This window comes from Sphingomonas sp. Leaf257, assembly GCF_001422185.1.
Taxonomy (GTDB): Bacteria; Pseudomonadota; Alphaproteobacteria; order Sphingomonadales; family Sphingomonadaceae; genus Sphingomonas; species Sphingomonas yabuuchiae.
Window position 1 is genome coordinate 200,577 of the sequence record NZ_LMMH01000032.1, and the last position, 16,603, is coordinate 217,179.

Sequence of the window (16,603 nt, forward strand, 5' to 3'; positions counted from 1 at the left end):
ACTGCCATGGCCCTGATCATGCCGCCAGCGGACCTACCGCTGAAGAACGTAAAGTGGCGTCTGCCGTTCGCCGCCCAGGTCAATCGATCCGGATGGACCGGCACCACCAAAACGGTCGGGCTGCCCGGTGCGCAGTTCTGGACCGTCAGCGGGAATTTCCGCGTCCTGATCGGCGAGGACCGGGCGAAGCGCTGGCGCGGGTTCTTCGTCAGTCTCAACGGGCCGGTGCACCGCTTCCCGATCGTCGCGATCGAGAGCGCTCGCCAAACCAGCGCGGCAAACCCTACCGTGCGGTCGGGCGCTGGCAGCGGCAATAGCTGCCCGCTCCAGGGCCTGCCCGCCAATGCTACCGTCTTGGTGACGGGCGACCTGATGACGGTATTTCTGCCCAGCGGGCATCGCCGCCTCGTCTGCCTGACGCAGGATCTGGTGACGAATGGCCAGGGCCTGGCGACGGCGGTCTTCGGCCCCGAGCTGGGCGAAGCGCCGGCAGCAGGCGCGGCGGTCGAGATTCAGCGTCCCTACGCCGTCGTGGCGCTGACCAGCGAGCCGCCCGGCTGGGATGTCGAACCTGGGCAGATGTACCAATTCGCCGTGACGGCCGAGGAGCGCCGATGAGCCGCCCCGATGCTGCCGCCTCGGCCGCGCTCGACGCGTCGGTCATTCGCCCGGTCTTCTTCTGCTACCTCGATATTGTCGGCGACCCAATGCGCGCCTGCACGGCCGGGCGCAGCTTCGGCTTCTCCGGTACTGGCGACGTCGACCTGGACGGCTTCACCTTCGACGGGATCGATCCGACCGTCGTCGATATCGGGCCCGTCCGGAACAAGGATGGCGGTGCCGATGCGGTGACGGCCAAGCTGTCGGGCATCGTCGCGCTTGATGCCGACCTGCTGAACATCATCGGCAACAAGGCCAATTGGCAGGGGCGGACCGCGCGCCTGTGGCGGATGATCCGCGACGAGAACGGCAACCAACAGGGCGGGGTCCAGCACTATTACACCGGCTGGATGACGTCGCTGGCGATCGGCGGATCGCCCGAGAGCCAGACTATCAACCTGACGATCGAGAGCTATCTCGCCGCCTTCAGCAAGGCGTCGGGGCGCACCTATCTCGATCAGGACACTTTCGACCCTGGCGACCAGTCCGCGCGCGCGGCGATCGCGGTTGCGAACGGCATGTCGGGCAGTCCGCTTGTCAGCAACACCCCCACGCAAAGCCCAGCCGGTGGCGGGGGCGGAATGTACAGCCGGATGGAGGCGCTATGATCCGGCTGCCCGATTGGGAGGCACGTCTGCACGCCTATATGGCGGCGCTGGACGGGGCCGTATTCGCCTGGGGCGAGCTGGACTGCGCGCTGTTCGCGGCCGGGGCCGTGGAAGCCATGACCGGCATCGATCCCGCTGCCGCCTATCGCGGGCGCTATACGACGGCGATCGGATCGGCGCGCGCGCTCCGCCGCTATGGCGCGGGATCGCTGGCCGAGACGATATCGGCGGACTTTCCCGAGCGGCCGATCGGCCACGCCCGGCGCGGCGACCTGGTCATGGTCGACGGCATGGTCGGCGTGTGCATCGGCACCGATGCCATCTTCATCGGCGAGCAAGACGGGGCGGCGGGCCTGGTCCGCTATCCGCGCGCAGAATGGGCGCGCTGCTGGGGTGTCGGCTGATGGCGAAGGCGCTGAAAATCGCCGGAGCCGTCGTTGCGGTCGCGGGCCTTGCGATCGTCACCGGCGGCCTGGCGGCCGGTGCGTCGCTGAGCTTCATCATGTCGGCCAGTTTCGGCGTGGGCAGCCTGACGGTCGGCGGTCTGATCGCGGCCAGCGCCGTGCTGAACACCGCCGGGTCGCTGCTATCGCCGAAACCGAAAGCACCGGCGACCAGTGAGGCGAACGCCAATCGCCTGACCGTTTCCATGGATGTGCGGGCTTTTCGCAAGACCGTGGTCGGATCGACCGCGATGGCGACGGATCTGCGCGATCAGGAATGGTCGGCCGATCAGAGCATCCTGCACCGCTTCATCGTTTGCGCCAGCCATCGTTGCCAGGCGATCCGCGAGATCTGGTTCGACGACAAGCTGGCCTGGTCGGCGACCGGCGGGGTCCAGGCTCCCTATGTCGGCTATCTCGACGTCACGCCGGTCCTGGAAGGTTCCGCCGCCAACGCGATCAACATCGGCGCGCGCATGGGCAACACCCGGCGGTATACCGGCCTCGCCTATGTGTATCTCCGCTTCAAGCTGACGGGGAACGGCAAGAAGGCCGAGTCGCCCTTCGCATCGTCGATCCCGTCGCGGGTCACGATCGTCGGCGATGGCGCGCTCTTCTATGATCCCCGCCTCGACTCGACGGTCCCCGGTGGGTCGGGCCCGATGCGCGCCGATGATCAGCGCACCTGGGCCTGGAGCGCCAGCGCCTGCCGCAATCCGGCGCTGGGCCTGCTGTTCTTCCTGCTGGGCTGGCGCATTCAGAACCCGGCGACGGGCGAATGGAAGCTGGCGGTCGGCAAGGGCATCCCCGCCTCGCGCATCGATCTGCCGAGCTTCATCACCGCCGCGAACCTCTGTGATGAGCCGGTGACGCGCGCCGACGGTACGACCGAGGCGCGCTATCGCAGCGACGGCATCTACAGCGAGGGCGACGATCCCGGCCTGGTCCTCGACAATTACAAGGCGGCGATGAATGCCGTGCTGGACGATGCGGATGGCAAAATCCGCGTCACCGTCCTGCACAATGATCTGGCGACGCCGATCGGCGACCTGTCGACCAGCGACGTCATGGGTGAATTCACCTGGTTGCAGACCCCGCCGCTGACGGACTCGGTCAACATCATCCGGGGCGGGTACACCGACCCCTCGGCCAATTCCCTGTATCAGTTGGTCGACCTGCCCGAGGTGAAGATCGCGAGCCCGGATGGGATCGATCGACCGCAGACCGTGAACCTCGCCCTGGTCCAATCGCCGGGCCAAGGCCAGCGGCTGTTCAAGCTGCGCCTCGGCCGCGCGCAATATGGTGGCACCTTCACCGCCGTGTTCCAGGCGACGGCCTGGAAATACCAGAAGGGCGACGTCATCCGCTTCTCGTTCCTGCCGCTCGGGTGGGACAAGAAGCTGTTCCGCATCGCCGACATGGCGACGCAGGTCGACGGCACCGTGCCGATGATGCTGCGGGAAGAACATCCCGACATCTATCTGGCCTATTCCAACGAAGCGGCGGCAATCAAAGCCGCTGCGCCGACGACTTACGATCCGACGCTGTGGCCGGTGCAACAGGCCATCGCCGATGCTGGCAAGACGGCCGAGTGGTCGAATGTCTCGGGCACCGAAGGCGTCGTCACGGCCATCAAGAGCGCGGGCGACAAGGCCGACGCGATCACGAAGAACCTGGTCGGCGATAAGCTGAGCAACCTCCTGCGGACCCCGCTGGACGAGCAGGCCGCGTTCAATATTGATTTCGGCGCGGCGGCGATCAGCGCTGCCAGCGCCCTGGCCAAGCAGAACCTGGTCGCGATCCAGACCTTTGGCACCCGGATCGAGGACGATGGCAGCAAGGTCGCGGAGAGCTTCGAGCAGCTGACCAGCCGCCTGGACGAGGCCGAAAAGAAGGTGGCCGGGATCGACGTCAAGGGCGAGGTCGCAGCGGGGATGACCCAGCTGCGCCGGACCATCGCCAACGCGAATTACGCGTCGTTCGAGGCCGTCGACAATCGGATTGCCACCTACGGCGAAGGCGTGACGGCCTGGCAGATCAAGGAGGAAAAGGCGCGGGTCGAGGCCAACAAGGCCGTCTACAAAAGCGTCGACGAAGTCGGTCTCCGTGTCGTTCAGGAAGGCTTGGATCGCGCTGGGGCCATCAAAGACCTGCGCAATATGCTTATCGACGAGAATGGAAATCTCGTCGTCGAGCGCATTCAAGGCCTGGGCACGCGGGTCACCGTCATGCTCAACGGGAAGCCGGTCACGCTGGAGTCGGCGATCCAGACCGTCGACACATCGTACAAGACCGACGTCGGCACGGTCGCCAAAAGCGTAAAGACGCTCGCTGCCCGCATGGATGATGTTGGCGGTGCGACAATCGAGCAATCCTTCAAGACGGTCGCCGACAAGGTCACCGGCCTTTCCGCCGAATACACGCTGAAGGTCCAGACGGACCGGAATGGACGGAAGCGCGTCGCGGGCATGGGGATCGCGAGCGAAAACGGCGTGTCGGCGATCGTGCTGACCACCGACACCCTGAGCATTGAAACGCCGGATGGTGGCGACAAGCCGCTACTGCGGGCGGATATCGGCGGCGTCTACATGCCGAATGTGCGTGTCGACCATCTGTCGGCGGGTGCGATCGACTTCGAGTTTCTGTCGAGGCAATCGCTGAGAGACCCGGCTGGCGGCTACCAGGCGCTGCCGGGTGGCTTCTACATGATGTGGGGGCAGTACCGCCAATACATCAACAGCGAGACGTCTCTCTCTATCGTCTTCCCGATAGCATTCCCGACGATGTGCATGAGCTTTGTCGCGACGCCGTACATCAACAGCGCCAGCGATGTCCGCGACCTGTGGCTCCAGAACATGGGCGCGCCCAGCCGCTTCGGCGCTTCCGTCTACACCCAGGCACCGAACGTCACCCGCCAGACCCTCGACGGCTTCGATTGGTTCGCGGTCGGCTACTGATTGAAGGACACAGCAATGCCCAGCCCATTTGAACAGGCAGGCACGGTCGCCGTCACGCGCGGGTCGCGCACCGTGACAGGCACGGGCACGGCATGGCTGGCGGGCTATGACGGCCTGGTGCTCAACATCGCGGGCGCGGTGTTTCCGGTCGCCTCGGTCGACGGTCCGAGCAGCCTGACGCTGGTCGAGCCTTATCCAGGCGTGACGGCCGCCCAGCTGTCCTATTTCCTGCTGCCGATCATGAATGAGAATTACGCCCTTTCCCGGAAGGTGCTGTCTCTCATCGCGGCGACCGAGACGCTGGCCGGATCGGCCGTCGTGAATCCCCCGCAGGGTGATCGCGGCCCCCAGGGCGTCGGCGTGGCGAACGCCTATGTCGACCAGGCCACCGGCCACCTGATGCAGCGCCTGACCGATGGCAGGCTGATCGATGCGGGTCAGGTCGTCGGAGCGGTCGGCGCGCCCTTCACTATCCCCATCGAATGCTATGCGGATGACGAAATCGTGCGCGTCGACGAGGAGGCGGGCTGGATGATGGCCCCCGCCGCCATGATGCTGTCGGCTGTCAGCCTGTCGGTGCGCAAGCCGGATCAATCCCCTGCCGGGACGCTCGGCATCCAGGCCGACCTGAAGGTCAGCGGGGCGTCGATCCTGTCGGCTCCGCTGCGCGTCCTGCCAGGGCAGCGATCCAGCCGGGCGGCGGGCACCGCGCAGCCGACGATCACCCGCGCGCTGGTCGGCCTGGACAGCCTCATGACGCTGGCGGTCCAGGCCGAGGGCAAGGATGCGGAGGGCCTGCGCCTGGTCCTTCAGGGCACCTGGGCATGAGCAAGCTGCGGGTCGATTTCGCGGGCGGTCGCTTCTCGGTCGGCAAGCGCAGCTTCGCGCGCGCGGCCGACGTGGCCGGGATGACGGTCATCGGCGCGGGCGGGATCACGCTGGCGTCGGACGGGAGGCTGCGCCTGTCGCCTGCCGGACAGCCGCGCATCGTGGCGAGCGCCGGGCTGAAGCTGGAGCCTGCCGCGACCAATTTGCTGACGATGCGCAACGCGGCGCCGACGTCGATCGACGGCTATGCCCGGCTGTCCAATCGGCCGAGCGGCGCGGATATCCTGGTCGCCGATGACAGCGCGGCGCTGGCCGCATCCGGGATATTCGACGAGCTGCTCGCAGCGGGCGTTATGTCGGGCAAGGTCATCCGGTGCATCAATCCAAGCGACACCGATTTCGCCGTTCCCTTCGCCAATGCGGCGGGTGGCCAGCGGCTGGGGATTTCGGCCTATGTCCGCTGTGTCAAAGGCTCCGGCTATCTGACCGTCACGGGCGGCGGCGGGTCGACGCCCGATTTCTCCGGCCCCGAATGGCGACGGGTCGGCCGCGTGCATACGGCGACGGCGAGCGGGGGCCAGGCGCGCCTGATCGTGCGGGCCGGGTCCGAAGTCCTCATCATCCTGCCACAGGTCGAGCTGGACCGCATCACAAGCCCGATCGTCACGCTGGGCCAGGCTGCCACGCGCGGAGCCGAGACGCTGGTCGATGTCGCACCGCGCTATTCCCGGCCGCACACAATCCTGATCGAGCTGGAGCTGGACCGGGCGGACGGCATCGATCGCCGCGTCCTGACCCTCGTGTCACCGACCGGCGGCGAGATCGCGGTCAGCCGCACGATCGACAATGCGCTGTCCGTCACCTCGACCGCCAGCCCGTGGCGGCCGCGCATCGCGCGCGTGCTGGGGCCGGGGCGGCTGCGGGTGGCGCTGCGCGTATCGCCCAGGGGCTGGACGCTGGCGGCGGCAGGGATGCTGCGCCACGATTGCTGGCGCGAGCCGCCTGCCGGTCTGTCCAGGCTGATTATCGGCGCGGATGCGGCGGGAGGCACGCCGCTGAACGGCACGATCCGGTCGGTCGAGGTGCGCGGCGAGCTGTCGGACGGCGCGCTGGCACAGTGGACGGCGACCGGCACGATGGTGGTCGACGCGGCACGCTATGTCTCGCCGACCGGCGACGACACGGCGGACGGGACCACCCCGGCCAAGGCGTGGAAATCGCTGGCGGTCGCAGCGATGCTGGGCGTGCTGGCGGCGGGGAGCGAGCTTCGGCTGGCGCGAGGCGGCACCTGGGCCGAGACGCTCTATGCCAGCTATGGCTGCACGTACACGGGCTTCGGCGCGGGCGATCGCCCCCGCGTCGGCGGAGGATCGGTCGGCGTCGACGAGAATGGCCAGAGCCTCTGGCGGCTCGACGGGCTTTGCGTCACCGGGGCGACCCAGCGCGGGGTCAATACCTATGGCGGCTCGGGCATCATTATCGACACCTGCGAGGTGACGGGGAACGGGTCGCGCACCGACCCGAATGCGATCGCCATCGCCCTGCGCGGCAATACGCGTCGCGCGGTGGCCGTCCTGCAATTGGCCCCGGCCGATGTGCAGGTGACGGGGATCGGAGCGACCGAAGCCGCGCTGACCGGCGTCTTTCGCCTGGAGTGCACGACCGGCGGCAGCGGTGGCGAGACGCGCTGGCAGATACGTCGGCCGGACGGATCGGTCGTGGGCACGGCCAGCGGTGGGGTCGCCTATTCCTCGTCGACGGTCGGCATCTCTTTCACCATCGCCGGGACCGCTGCGATCGGCGACGTGGTCGAGCTGCGCACGCTGCCGTTTCGCGAGATCGCCTTCCCAGGGAATGCGCTGGCCGAGGATGTCGCGGTGCGGCGTTGCTACGTCCACGACAATTACGGCCTTCGCACTGGCAATGGTGCGGGCGACGGCATCTATTGCGAGGGCATTGGCGGGGTCACGCTGATCGAGGCGTGCGACGTGCCACCGCCCGAGGGTGCGCAGGCCGACTGTATCCAGATCGGCCGCTCGACGGCGCTGTACGTCCGCAATCCAGCCTACGCCATCGTGCGCAACAATTGCGTCGTGGCCTTTACGGGCGGCGGCAAGGGCGCGATCGTCGTGCGGTCCGAGACGTGCCTGATCGAGGGCAATCGAGTGCGCGGGCACAATTTCTGCATCGGCGTGATGGCAAGCGGTATCGTGCGCTGGAATTACTGCGAAAATGCCAATCTCTATCCCTACAGCTGGGCGATCGGGCCGGGCGAGGACAATGATGTCGTCAGTCTGCACATCTATGGCAATGTGATCGTCGGCTGTCGTCGTGGTATCTCGTCGTCGGGCAATGGCACAACCACGATGACACTGGATGGCCGCGTCGTCCGGCTGCAATATCGCAAGGATTTCGTCGCCAACGACAATGACATCCGCGACGCGGACGTCGGGCTTTTCATCGATCGGCCGACCGGCGGGGTGCTCCAATCCAACCGGGCCACGAACGTCGCCAAATTGCTCGACATTCGCATCACCGCGCTGCCGCCCGGCGAGACCGAGCTGCGCACGGACCAGGCGTTTGCGCGCGCCGCTGCCTGATTTCTTCCTGATCTACAGTACCATTTAGGAGACACCCGATGTCCGAGCCGATCAACTTCTTCGGCTTGGCCGGGGCGAAATACGGGCCGACGATCGCCGGTATGGTGATCGGGACGGCCGCCAAATACGGCCTGGCCGTGACCGAGGGGCGGCGACTGTCCTGGCGCAGCGTCTTTGCGGATCTGCTGCTGCTTGGGATGCTGGGCCTGCTGGCGATCGCGATCAGCGACGCGGCCGCCCGGATCATAGGCGTCTCGGTCGGGACCGATTACCGCGTCCTGATCGGGTCGCTGGCGGCCGTCAGCTCCGATCGCCTCGTGCGCCTGGCGCGCGACCATTTCCTGAAGCGCGTCGACGCCGAGCTGGACCAGCTCCCCGCGCGCTGACCCCGACCACCTGAAAGGACCGACGACCATGACGACGCCACTCGCACCGTGGCGCGCAGCCGCGCGCGCGCCCATTACCCGCTCGATCAGCAGCATCGCGGTCCACTGCACCGCAACCCCGGCCGGGCGTGCGGTCAGCGCCGAACAGATCCGCGGCTGGCACCTGGCCAAGGGCTGGAAGGATATCGGCTATCACTTCGTCGTCGGCCTGGACGGCACGATCGAGATCGGCCGACCGAAGGCGCAACCCGGCGCCCATGTCGAGGGCTTCAACGCCCATTCCATCGGCGTGGTCTATGTCGGCGGTACCGACGCGGCCGGAAAGCCCGTCGACACCCGCACCCCGGCGCAGAAGGCCGCAATGCTCGATCTGCTGGCCGAGCTGAAGGGCGCGCACCCGGCGGCCGTCATCAAGGGCCACCGCGACTATTCGCCCGATCGCAACCGCGACGGCCAGATCACGCCGAATGAATGGCTGAAAGCCTGCCCCTGCTTCGACGCGCTGACCGAATATGCGCGCGTCGGCCGCCCCGCCTGATCCCCTGGAGGACATCATGACCGACATCAAATATTGGTGGCAGAGCCGGACGATCTGGCTCCAGATCGTCGCCGCGCTTTTCGCCATCCTCGCCACCTTCAACATCCTGCCCACCGGCATCGACCAAGACCAGCTGGTCGGGGCGATCATGGGCTTCGTCGCGATCGCGACGCTGATCCTGCGCTTCCGGTCAACCCATGTCATTGCGACCGACACCCTGCCGCCCGGCATGGGTGCCCGCGCTAGGATCGCGGCGATCGGCCTGGCGCTGGGCCTGGCGGCGTGCGCCACCCCGACCGGCGCGCCCTCCTCGATGCAGCGGCTGGCGCGGATTACCGACCAATTCGACCAGGCGCGCGCATTCGCCGCGCCCTTCGTCGCCTTCCTGCCGCCCGAGCGGGCCGCCCTGGTGCGCGCGGCGGCCGAGCTGGTCAGCCAGGCGCTGGCGACGGCGCGCAGCGCGTCCAGTACGGCCGAGCGCAATGACGCGCTGCGCACGGCCGAAAAGGCGACGGCCGAGTACCGCTTCGTCACCGGCGGTTGACGATCGGCGGTCCGGGCGGCAAGGCCGACTTGCTGCTCTGGACTAGCCGAAAGGAGCAGCCCGTGCGCGGCAAGAACAGGCACCGGCTTTGCCGGGTGGCCTGCTGAATGAAAGACCCGCCCGGTACGCGGCCGGGTGGCGCGATAGGCAGAGACCGCCCCACCACTCCCCCATTACCGACCATTATCGGTCACTACCCGTTCCCTGGCGACAGAGCGCCACCCCCTGCCGGCAGTCCGCCGGTGGGCCAGACTTCGCGCGCGTAGCCGACGTGCCTTCGCGAAGGACAATCCCATTTCCAGCATCTCGACCCCCGCCCCGTACCTCGGCGGGAAGCGTAACCTCGCCAAGCGTCTGACCGCCCTGATCGGTGCGACGCCGCATCGGATCTACGTCGAGCCCTTCGTGGGCATGGGCGGGATCTTCCTCCGCCGATCGCGCCCCGCGCCGGTCGAGGTCATCAATGACATTTCGGGCGACGTCATCAACTTCTTCCGGGTGGCGCAGCGCCACCCCGACGCACTGGCCCAGGATCTGCGCGGCCGACTGTCGAGCCGTGAGGAATTCGAGCGCCTGCGCCGCGTGGATCCAACGACCCTGACCGACATCGAACGGGCCGGTCGCTTCCTGTACCTTCAGCGCCTGACCTTCGGCGGCAAGATCCGCACCCGCACTTTCGGCGTCGACAAGACCGGCTCCAGCCGTTTCGATCCGCGCAAGGTGATCCCCAACCTCGAGCGCCTTGGCTCGCGCCTCGCGGGCGTGACGATCGAACGCCTGGGCTATGCGGCCGTCATCGAGCGGTACGACGACCCGCGCGCCCTGTTCTATCTCGATCCGCCCTATTGGGACTGCGAGGACGATTACGGCACCGGCGTCTTCGAGCGCGCCGACTTCGAGCGCCTGGCCGACCAGCTCGCCACCATTCGCGGCCGCTTCATCCTCTCGATCAACGCCACCGACGGCGCGCGCGCCGTCTTCTCCCGCTTCGACATCGAGGACGTCGAGACGACCTACACGGTCGGCTCCGGCAGCGGGAAGCGGGTCCGCGAACTCATCATCTCCAACATTTCCAACCGGAAGGACTGACATGCCCCAGGATCGCTACGGCTCGAATGCCGATACCGTAACCGCGCCCGCCAACAGGTCGCTGAATGTCGTGCCGCACGACACGAACGAGCTGGGCTTCCTCCCGAAGGGTATCATGGTCGGCACGGCCGGGACGATCGTCGGCCGCCTGCGCGACGACGTCGCTGACCGCACCTATAAGGTCTGGGTCGGATATCACCCGATGCGCTTCAAGCTGATCAAGGCAACGGGCACCACCGCTGCCGATATCGTGGCGCTCGACTGATGTTCGGCTTCGGCTTTTCCGCGCTGGCGATCGCGATCGCTGGGCTGCCCGTGTCGGTCGATCCGGCACCTCTGATGCCGACCCAGGTGGTCGACGCGGCCCGCTACATGTTCTGGTCGACTAGGGCGCGCTTTCCATCCGGCGCGCTGACGACCGCTGCGGCCGACACGAACTTCAAGCTCAGCAAGATCGTGATGAACGCGCCGGTTCACACCGTCACCAACCCGCGCTTTCATTTCAGCGGGTTTGCCTCGACCGAGGGCAGTAACAGCCCGCAGGAGACGGTCCTGCCCGGGAATGCGCAGACGATCGTCGGTGCCTGGCTTAGCGTGAACGGTGGCGCGCCGATCGCGCTGTCGTTCGGTGGTCAGCCCGGGGCGACGATCGCCAGCGGCAACATCGGCGTGTGGACCGACGAGCCCAATGTCGAAATCCCGGCCGAGGCGGCGGTGGCGGTGTGGACGCTTTATTCGACGGCGGCGGGCGAAAAGCAGATTCCGGTGTATCGTATCCAGCGGCACCGGGGCGAGCGGATATGGGGCGCCACCGATGCAGCGAGCCTTATGCCCATGCTGACCGCGCCGGATACGCCGTCGACCGCGTCGCTGGACACTGGCTTCGGCCAGTCGATGCCCGCCTATTACGGCCCGGATATGACGGTCGCACGGGGCTGGGACGGGCGTCCGGTCCTGCTGGGCCTGGTCGACAGTATCGGCGAGGCGCGACAGGAATATGCGCTCGAGGCCGATACGCGCGGCAACATGGGATGGCTGCGGCGCTGGCTGGACGTCGATGATCCCACGTATCGCCGGGTGCCGCATTGGGTGATGGGGATGCCCGGCTGCGGGTCGGCGCGTGAGCTGGGGACTAACGCGACCTTGCGCTGGCAGGTCCTGGATCAGGCGATCGCCTTCAACACCAATTCGGCGCGCCCGTTCACGAGCGTGCTCAATCAGCTGGGGCAGAACGACTCCAATAGCAACTATTCGACGATGCAGGCCAACTGGACCGGCCTGGTCGACCGCTTCAAGTCGCGTTACCCGAATGCGCCGATGGTCGGGGTGGGCGTCCTAAGCCGCGACACTTCCAACGACATGTTCACCAGTCGCACCGGCCAGACGCCTGCCGCCTATAACGAATGGACGTCGACCACCAACGGTTGGGGCAACGGGTTCAAATGGCTGCTGGAAGCCTTCAAGGAGGCGGGCGCGGGCGGTCGGCTGACCGGCTATATCGACACGCGACCAGCGTGGTTTGATCCGGCCTATCCCGCCACCTGGCCGGTCATCCCCAATACTTTCACCCTTGCAGCCCAGGCAGGGACGGACGGCACGACCGCCTACACCACGATCCAGACCACTACCGCGCCTCTGGTCGGGGATATCCTCGTATCGGGAAGCACCTGGCTGCAGGTCCAGGCGGTCGCAGGCGCGGGGCCGTACACCGTCACGGTCTCTTCCACGACGGCCGTGCTGCCCGCCGGTACGGTCCTGCGCCCGCAAGCTTGCCCGGAAGGCGTGCACCCGCTGCCCTCAATGGTCCGGATCATCGTCGCCGCCATTTCCCAGGGGCGGAAGGCGCTGTTCGTCTAGCGGGGGGTATCGCTGGGGAATGGCGGTCGCCCAACGACCCCATGAACCCGCGCTTTTCCGCCGATTCGGCGAAACCGGGGCGGATACTCCCTCCGCCCCGATTGCGGGCAGAGCTTGCCCGACAGCTTCGCCCACACGGGTGAAGGCTTCGTTACCGCGCCACGCCGCGCCTTGGACTTCCTCCCAACTGAACGCCCCCGCCTAGTCCACCTGGGCAGGGGCGTTCGTGCTTTCGGATACCAATATGCTCTCCAACGCCGCCCTTCAGCGCGTGCGGGTGAAGCCCCGCGCCTATAAGATGTGGGACGCGCAGGGCCTGCACCTGTATGTCGCGCCCACCGGCCTGCGGGCCTGGCGCGTCCGGATCAGGGCCGACCGGCGCGAGGCCGTCATCTCGCTGGGCGACTGGCCCAATGTGTCGCTCGACGACGCCCGCGAGGCAGCGGGCATCGCGCGCGGGATGTACATCCACGGCGTCGAGCCCAAGGCCATATCTGCGAAGATGGCCGAGCGCCTGGCGCAGTCGGCGATCACCGTCGAGCAGCTGGCCCGCGACTGGCACGCCGATCGCCGCGACCGCTGGACCGCCGTCCACGCGGCCGACGTTCTGGCCAGCCTCGAGCGCCATGTCTTCCCGGTGATCGGCGAGGATCTGGCGACGGCCATCACCACGCCGCAGCTGCTGCGCCTGCTCGGCCGGATTGCGCGCACCGGCGCGGCCGAAACGGCGCGGCGCATCGCGCAGCGCCTCTCGGCAATCTATCGCTTCGCGCGTACCCGAAGTATCGTCGACGGCGACCCCGCCGCTGGCCTGGTCCGCGAGCTGGCGACCGGCGCGCCCGTCAAGCGCCAGCCCGCGCTGGAGGATCTGGGCGAAGCCCGCGCGCTCCTCGATGCCGCCGATCGCGCGCGTGTCGCCCCGGCGATCCGGCTGGCGTCGCGATTATTGGCGCTGACCGCTGTCCGCCTCGCGGCCGTGCGGGGCGCGCGGTGGGACGAGATCGAGGGCGTCGACTGGTCGACCGACGCGCCAGCACCGGCGGCGCTATGGCGCATTCCGGCCGTGCGGATGAAGATGGCGGTCGCCAAGAAGGCCGACGCGGCCAATGCCCACCTCGTGCCGCTGTCTGCGGCGGCCGTCGCGGTGCTTCGCCAGGCGCGGGCCATCGGCGGCGCGGATCTGATCTTTCATCGCGGGGGCCGACCCATCGGCGAGGGCGCGATCGGCGCGCTGTACGCGCGGTGCGGTGTCGGCGGGCGGCATGTGCCTCACGGATGGCGCGCCACCTTTTCGACGGCGCTGAACGACCGCTTTCCGGACGAACGCTTCGCCATCGATCGCGCCCTGGCCCACGTCCAGGCGTCGGCCGTCGAGGCGGCGTACAATCGGGCGCAGCATCTCGACCGGCGACGGTGGCTGTTCGATCGGTGGGCGGAAATCCTGCTCGATACGCCAGCGCCGGGCGATCGGCCGGAATGAGAATGGCACGGTTCGTGCCGTCCCCCCCTCGATAGCCCACGGGCGGCACAGCCGCCCGGTCCCGACGGACGCCTCTTGGCCGTCGGGTGCTTTGGGTAGGCCGGTCAGACCTGGGGGGGACCTAACAAACTGCGCATGGACCCGCCTAAAGCGGGGCCATTCCTTTTCATCTAACCCCTTGAGCCGGATACTGACCCTTAGGTGTACTCGCGCTCTCGACCTGCGCGCCGAGGCGCGCCAAGGCATCTCGCAGGTCCGGAGACGACGGCACTGGCGGCGGCGCTGGGGGCAAAGGCGGCGTGGAGTGCTGCCGGGTGGCGTGGGCGGCGCGGCGCTGGGCACGACGGCTCATGAGGTCGCGGAAGCGCTGGCGGACGTTCTTGGGCAGGCTGCCTATGTCGAAGAAATAGGCGTTCGTGACCTGGACGCGCTGGGGCGCAAACTCGCCCTTGCGGTCGGTCTTCTGTGATCGGCGCACCCAGCGCAGGAAATTGTGCTGCTTCAGGCGCGCAAGGGCGCGGATCACCGTCGTCCTGGACAAGCGGCCGATTCGCGCGAGCGTGTCGATAGCGGGCTCCAGGCGGCCGGTCTTGAAGCAGATCGGCACGCCGCGCACGCCGAGCAGCATCTCGAGGACACGGATGCCGGTCCAGCCTAGCGGCCGCACGCCCCGATCGCCTCGGTGATGATCGTCATATTCGCGGGCGGTCTGGAGGAATGAATCCCGCCAGTCCATCGCGCCCCCGACCGTGCCGTCGCCGATCGGACGCCAGACATTGGCCCGCTTATCGTCGACGTCATAGCTGTCGCGCCGGACCGTGCGGTCTTCTCCTCGCACTTTTCCGGACAGCTTTGCTGCCAGGGCCTTGGTGATTTGGCGCGTCTCCCGCGCGGCCGCGAACGTCATCTTTCGGCTTCCCCAACCGAAGTAATCTGGATGCACGAAAGCGCCGCCTGAATCGCATTTTCAGACGCGCGCTGTGCAAATCGGCAGACCTGTCACCAGGTCTTGAAGGGTGGGATTGGCCAGCAGCCTTCCTGCGCAATTCCCGCGCAGGTCAGAGACGTTCTCTGTAAATGCTGGCTAAATTGTCGCTGGCACCGCGCTAACGACGCTCAAGATTCCCCAAAATGAAGGACATCTATTGCGTTCGTAATGCGGGGGTCACAGGTTCGAGTCCTGTAAGCGGCACCATCACGACTCCGGAACAAACCTGGAAAACCGCAGAAATCTGCTGTAAACTGCCTCACCGCGGTCCCGCGAAATCTCATTATGTTCCGCCGTGGCCCATTCAAAAGGGGCCACGAACGTTGTGGGAGGCGTGGCCTCATGCTGACGGTTGCGCAGATCCGGGCGCTGAAACCGGCAGCGCGTCCCTCCAAGGTGGCCGATACGGACGGCATGTATCTGCTGGTGCAGCCATCCGGCGCCCTGCTTTGGCGCCTTCGCTATCGATGCTGCGGCATGAAGCGCAAATTGTCGCTGGGCAGTTTCCCCGATGTCTCCCTGGTCCAGGCGCGCCGGAAGCGCGACGAGGCCAAGGCCGAGCTCGATGACGGGATCGATCCCGTCGAGGAAACCATCCAAGTGCAGACACCGCCCAGGACCCTTGCCACTTCCCACACCGATGCGGGCGAGGCGCCGCTTCCGTCCAAGGCTGCCCAAATACGGTAAAATCCGATCGCTTATCAGCTTCAGGCAAAGCGAAAGCGCCGCCCCCGCAATGGGAGCGACGCCTTCCTTGGGTACGGGTTTGAGGTCAGAACTTCTGACGAATACCGGCCATGATCGAGACCGACGTGTTCTTCAGCTTATAGTCCATCGTCTGGGGGACCAGATTTTCGTCGATCGCCGTGTCCTTCATCCGCAGGCCGGTGGTCTGCGAGTAGCGGCCAAGCACTTCGATCGCAGTCTGCGGCGTCACATCATAGCTCGCGCCGGCATCGAGGTGCCAACGGAAGCCCCAGTCCTTGCCCATGATCCCAACCATCGGCTTCCGGGTGCCCGGGGTCTTGTCGATCATCAGGCGGCTGATCGAATAGTCGACGCGCGAGGCACCGATGCCGCCGCCGACGAACGGCTTCAACGGACCTTCGCGGACCAGGTCGACATAGGCGGCGACTCCGAGATCGAACGACTTGGTGCGCCCGGCGCCCGAATATGTCTTGGTGCTCAGCGCCTTGGCGTTGACCTTGGCGGTGTCGTAGCCCGCCGTTCCCTCGACACGGAGGCCGCCGAAGTCGTACCCCATGCCGAGTTCGCCGGTGAAGCCGCCGTCATGGTCGATGTTCTTGGGCAGGGTCGGCGTCGTCTTGGCGACGGTCTGGCCCTTCGCCAGGACCTGGGTCGGCTTCACGTCGGAATCGATCTGCACGCCGGTGCGGGCGACGGCATAGGCGCCTGGCTCCGCCTTCTGCGCGGCGGCGGGGGATACTGCGACGATCGCTGCGGCAAAGCCTGCGAACAGAGCAGCCGAGTTCCGGCGCGCACCGCGATAGGCGGGCGCGAGCGTGCTAACCAGGGTCATTGGAATTGGTCCTTCGAAATGGAACGTGTGATCGAGTGGGTCGCACCAGTTCGCGTCCCCCTACATTCACAAGACGTCACCCTTT

16 protein-coding genes are annotated in these 16,603 nt (G+C 67.0%); 14 read left to right on the forward strand and 2 right to left on the reverse strand.

Features of this window, described 5'->3' with window-relative positions:
- The first annotated feature begins 6 nt into the window (after positions 1-6).
- The 13 genes from ASF14_RS13815 to ASF14_RS13875 all read left to right on the forward strand — a co-directional run bounded on the left by ASF14_RS13815 (position 7) and on the right by ASF14_RS13875 (position 13,990).
- Positions 7-618 carry a hypothetical protein gene (locus ASF14_RS13815; protein ID WP_056436015.1) on the forward strand — a complete coding sequence of 204 codons (612 nt, stop codon included), beginning with the start codon at positions 7-9 and terminating at the stop codon, positions 616-618.
- A complete protein-coding gene (locus ASF14_RS13820; protein ID WP_056436020.1) occupies positions 615-1,268 on the forward strand; it encodes a hypothetical protein in 654 nt (217 codons plus the stop codon). Before ASF14_RS13815 ends, ASF14_RS13820 begins: the two co-directional genes overlap by 4 nt.
- Positions 1,265-1,672 carry a DUF6950 family protein gene (locus tag ASF14_RS13825; protein WP_056436025.1) on the forward strand — a complete coding sequence of 136 codons (408 nt, stop codon included), beginning with the start codon at positions 1,265-1,267 and terminating at the stop codon, positions 1,670-1,672. Before ASF14_RS13820 ends, ASF14_RS13825 begins: the two co-directional genes overlap by 4 nt.
- A complete protein-coding gene (locus tag ASF14_RS13830; RefSeq protein ID WP_168371535.1) occupies positions 1,672-4,668 on the forward strand; it encodes a gp53-like domain-containing protein in 2,997 nt (998 codons plus the stop codon). Before ASF14_RS13825 ends, ASF14_RS13830 begins: the two co-directional genes overlap by 1 nt.
- A gap of 15 nt (positions 4,669-4,683) precedes the next feature.
- Positions 4,684-5,496 carry a hypothetical protein gene (locus ASF14_RS13835; RefSeq protein WP_056436030.1) on the forward strand — a complete coding sequence of 271 codons (813 nt, stop codon included), beginning with the start codon at positions 4,684-4,686 and terminating at the stop codon, positions 5,494-5,496.
- A complete protein-coding gene (locus tag ASF14_RS13840) occupies positions 5,493-8,096 on the forward strand; it encodes a hypothetical protein (RefSeq protein ID WP_056436038.1) in 2,604 nt (867 codons plus the stop codon). The genes ASF14_RS13835 and ASF14_RS13840 overlap by 4 nt, the downstream gene beginning before the upstream one ends.
- Before the next feature lie 38 nt (positions 8,097-8,134).
- Complete coding sequence (locus ASF14_RS13845; protein ID WP_056436047.1) at positions 8,135-8,482, forward strand: hypothetical protein; 348 nt, start codon at positions 8,135-8,137, stop codon at positions 8,480-8,482.
- 28 nt (positions 8,483-8,510) lie between these two features.
- Complete coding sequence (locus ASF14_RS13850) at positions 8,511-9,020, forward strand: N-acetylmuramoyl-L-alanine amidase (protein ID WP_056436052.1); 510 nt, start codon at positions 8,511-8,513, stop codon at positions 9,018-9,020.
- Between the two features lie 16 nt (positions 9,021-9,036).
- Positions 9,037-9,564 (forward strand): hypothetical protein, encoded by a 528-nt coding sequence (locus tag ASF14_RS13855; protein ID WP_156361197.1) that lies wholly within the window; start codon positions 9,037-9,039, stop codon positions 9,562-9,564.
- Between the two features lie 303 nt (positions 9,565-9,867).
- On the forward strand, positions 9,868-10,653 hold the full coding sequence (locus tag ASF14_RS13860; protein ID WP_330218795.1) for a DNA adenine methylase: 786 nt from the start codon (positions 9,868-9,870) through the stop codon (positions 10,651-10,653).
- A gap of 1 nt (position 10,654) precedes the next feature.
- Positions 10,655-10,918 (forward strand): spike base protein, RCAP_Rcc01079 family, encoded by a 264-nt coding sequence (locus ASF14_RS13865; RefSeq protein ID WP_056436061.1) that lies wholly within the window; start codon positions 10,655-10,657, stop codon positions 10,916-10,918.
- Positions 10,918-12,510, forward strand: coding sequence for a hypothetical protein (locus tag ASF14_RS13870; RefSeq protein WP_056436064.1), 1,593 nt, complete (start codon positions 10,918-10,920; stop codon positions 12,508-12,510). Before ASF14_RS13865 ends, ASF14_RS13870 begins: the two co-directional genes overlap by 1 nt.
- A 226-nt stretch (positions 12,511-12,736) precedes the next feature.
- Positions 12,737-13,990, forward strand: coding sequence for a tyrosine-type recombinase/integrase (locus tag ASF14_RS13875; protein WP_236697074.1), 1,254 nt, complete (start codon positions 12,737-12,739; stop codon positions 13,988-13,990).
- A 166-nt stretch (positions 13,991-14,156) separates the two neighbouring features.
- On the opposite strand, the gene ASF14_RS13880 is transcribed toward ASF14_RS13875, so the two are convergent.
- Positions 14,157-14,897 (reverse strand): hypothetical protein, encoded by a 741-nt coding sequence (locus ASF14_RS13880; protein ID WP_056436070.1) that lies wholly within the window; start codon positions 14,895-14,897, stop codon positions 14,157-14,159.
- A gap of 423 nt (positions 14,898-15,320) precedes the next feature.
- On the opposite strand from ASF14_RS13880, the gene ASF14_RS13885 reads away from it, so the two are divergent.
- Positions 15,321-15,665, forward strand: a complete 345-nt coding sequence (locus tag ASF14_RS13885; RefSeq protein WP_056436073.1) for an Arm DNA-binding domain-containing protein — start codon at positions 15,321-15,323, stop codon at positions 15,663-15,665.
- A gap of 85 nt (positions 15,666-15,750) precedes the next feature.
- Here the strand turns inward: ASF14_RS13885 and ASF14_RS13890 are convergent, their stop codons facing one another.
- Positions 15,751-16,518, reverse strand: a complete 768-nt coding sequence (locus ASF14_RS13890) for an outer membrane protein (RefSeq protein ID WP_056436076.1) — start codon at positions 16,516-16,518, stop codon at positions 15,751-15,753.
- Between the last annotated feature and the right edge of the window lie 85 nt (positions 16,519-16,603).

Coding starts and splice junctions, on each gene's coding strand:
- ASF14_RS13815 (WP_056436015.1), top strand. CDS start 7: ATGGCCCTGATCATGCCGCCAGCGGACCTACCGCTGAAGAACGTAAAG.
- ASF14_RS13820 (WP_056436020.1), top strand. CDS start 615: ATGAGCCGCCCCGATGCTGCCGCCTCGGCCGCGCTCGACGCGTCGGTC.
- ASF14_RS13825 (WP_056436025.1), top strand. CDS start 1,265: ATGATCCGGCTGCCCGATTGGGAGGCACGTCTGCACGCCTATATGGCG.
- ASF14_RS13830 (WP_168371535.1), top strand. CDS start 1,672: ATGGCGAAGGCGCTGAAAATCGCCGGAGCCGTCGTTGCGGTCGCGGGC.
- ASF14_RS13835 (WP_056436030.1), top strand. CDS start 4,684: ATGCCCAGCCCATTTGAACAGGCAGGCACGGTCGCCGTCACGCGCGGG.
- ASF14_RS13840 (WP_056436038.1), top strand. CDS start 5,493: ATGAGCAAGCTGCGGGTCGATTTCGCGGGCGGTCGCTTCTCGGTCGGC.
- ASF14_RS13845 (WP_056436047.1), top strand. CDS start 8,135: ATGTCCGAGCCGATCAACTTCTTCGGCTTGGCCGGGGCGAAATACGGG.
- ASF14_RS13850 (WP_056436052.1), top strand. CDS start 8,511: ATGACGACGCCACTCGCACCGTGGCGCGCAGCCGCGCGCGCGCCCATT.
- ASF14_RS13855 (WP_156361197.1), top strand. CDS start 9,037: ATGACCGACATCAAATATTGGTGGCAGAGCCGGACGATCTGGCTCCAG.
- ASF14_RS13865 (WP_056436061.1), top strand. CDS start 10,655: ATGCCCCAGGATCGCTACGGCTCGAATGCCGATACCGTAACCGCGCCC.
- ASF14_RS13870 (WP_056436064.1), top strand. CDS start 10,918: ATGTTCGGCTTCGGCTTTTCCGCGCTGGCGATCGCGATCGCTGGGCTG.
- ASF14_RS13880 (WP_056436070.1), bottom strand. CDS start 14,897: ATGACGTTCGCGGCCGCGCGGGAGACGCGCCAAATCACCAAGGCCCTG.
- ASF14_RS13885 (WP_056436073.1), top strand. CDS start 15,321: ATGCTGACGGTTGCGCAGATCCGGGCGCTGAAACCGGCAGCGCGTCCC.
- ASF14_RS13890 (WP_056436076.1), bottom strand. CDS start 16,518: ATGACCCTGGTTAGCACGCTCGCGCCCGCCTATCGCGGTGCGCGCCGG.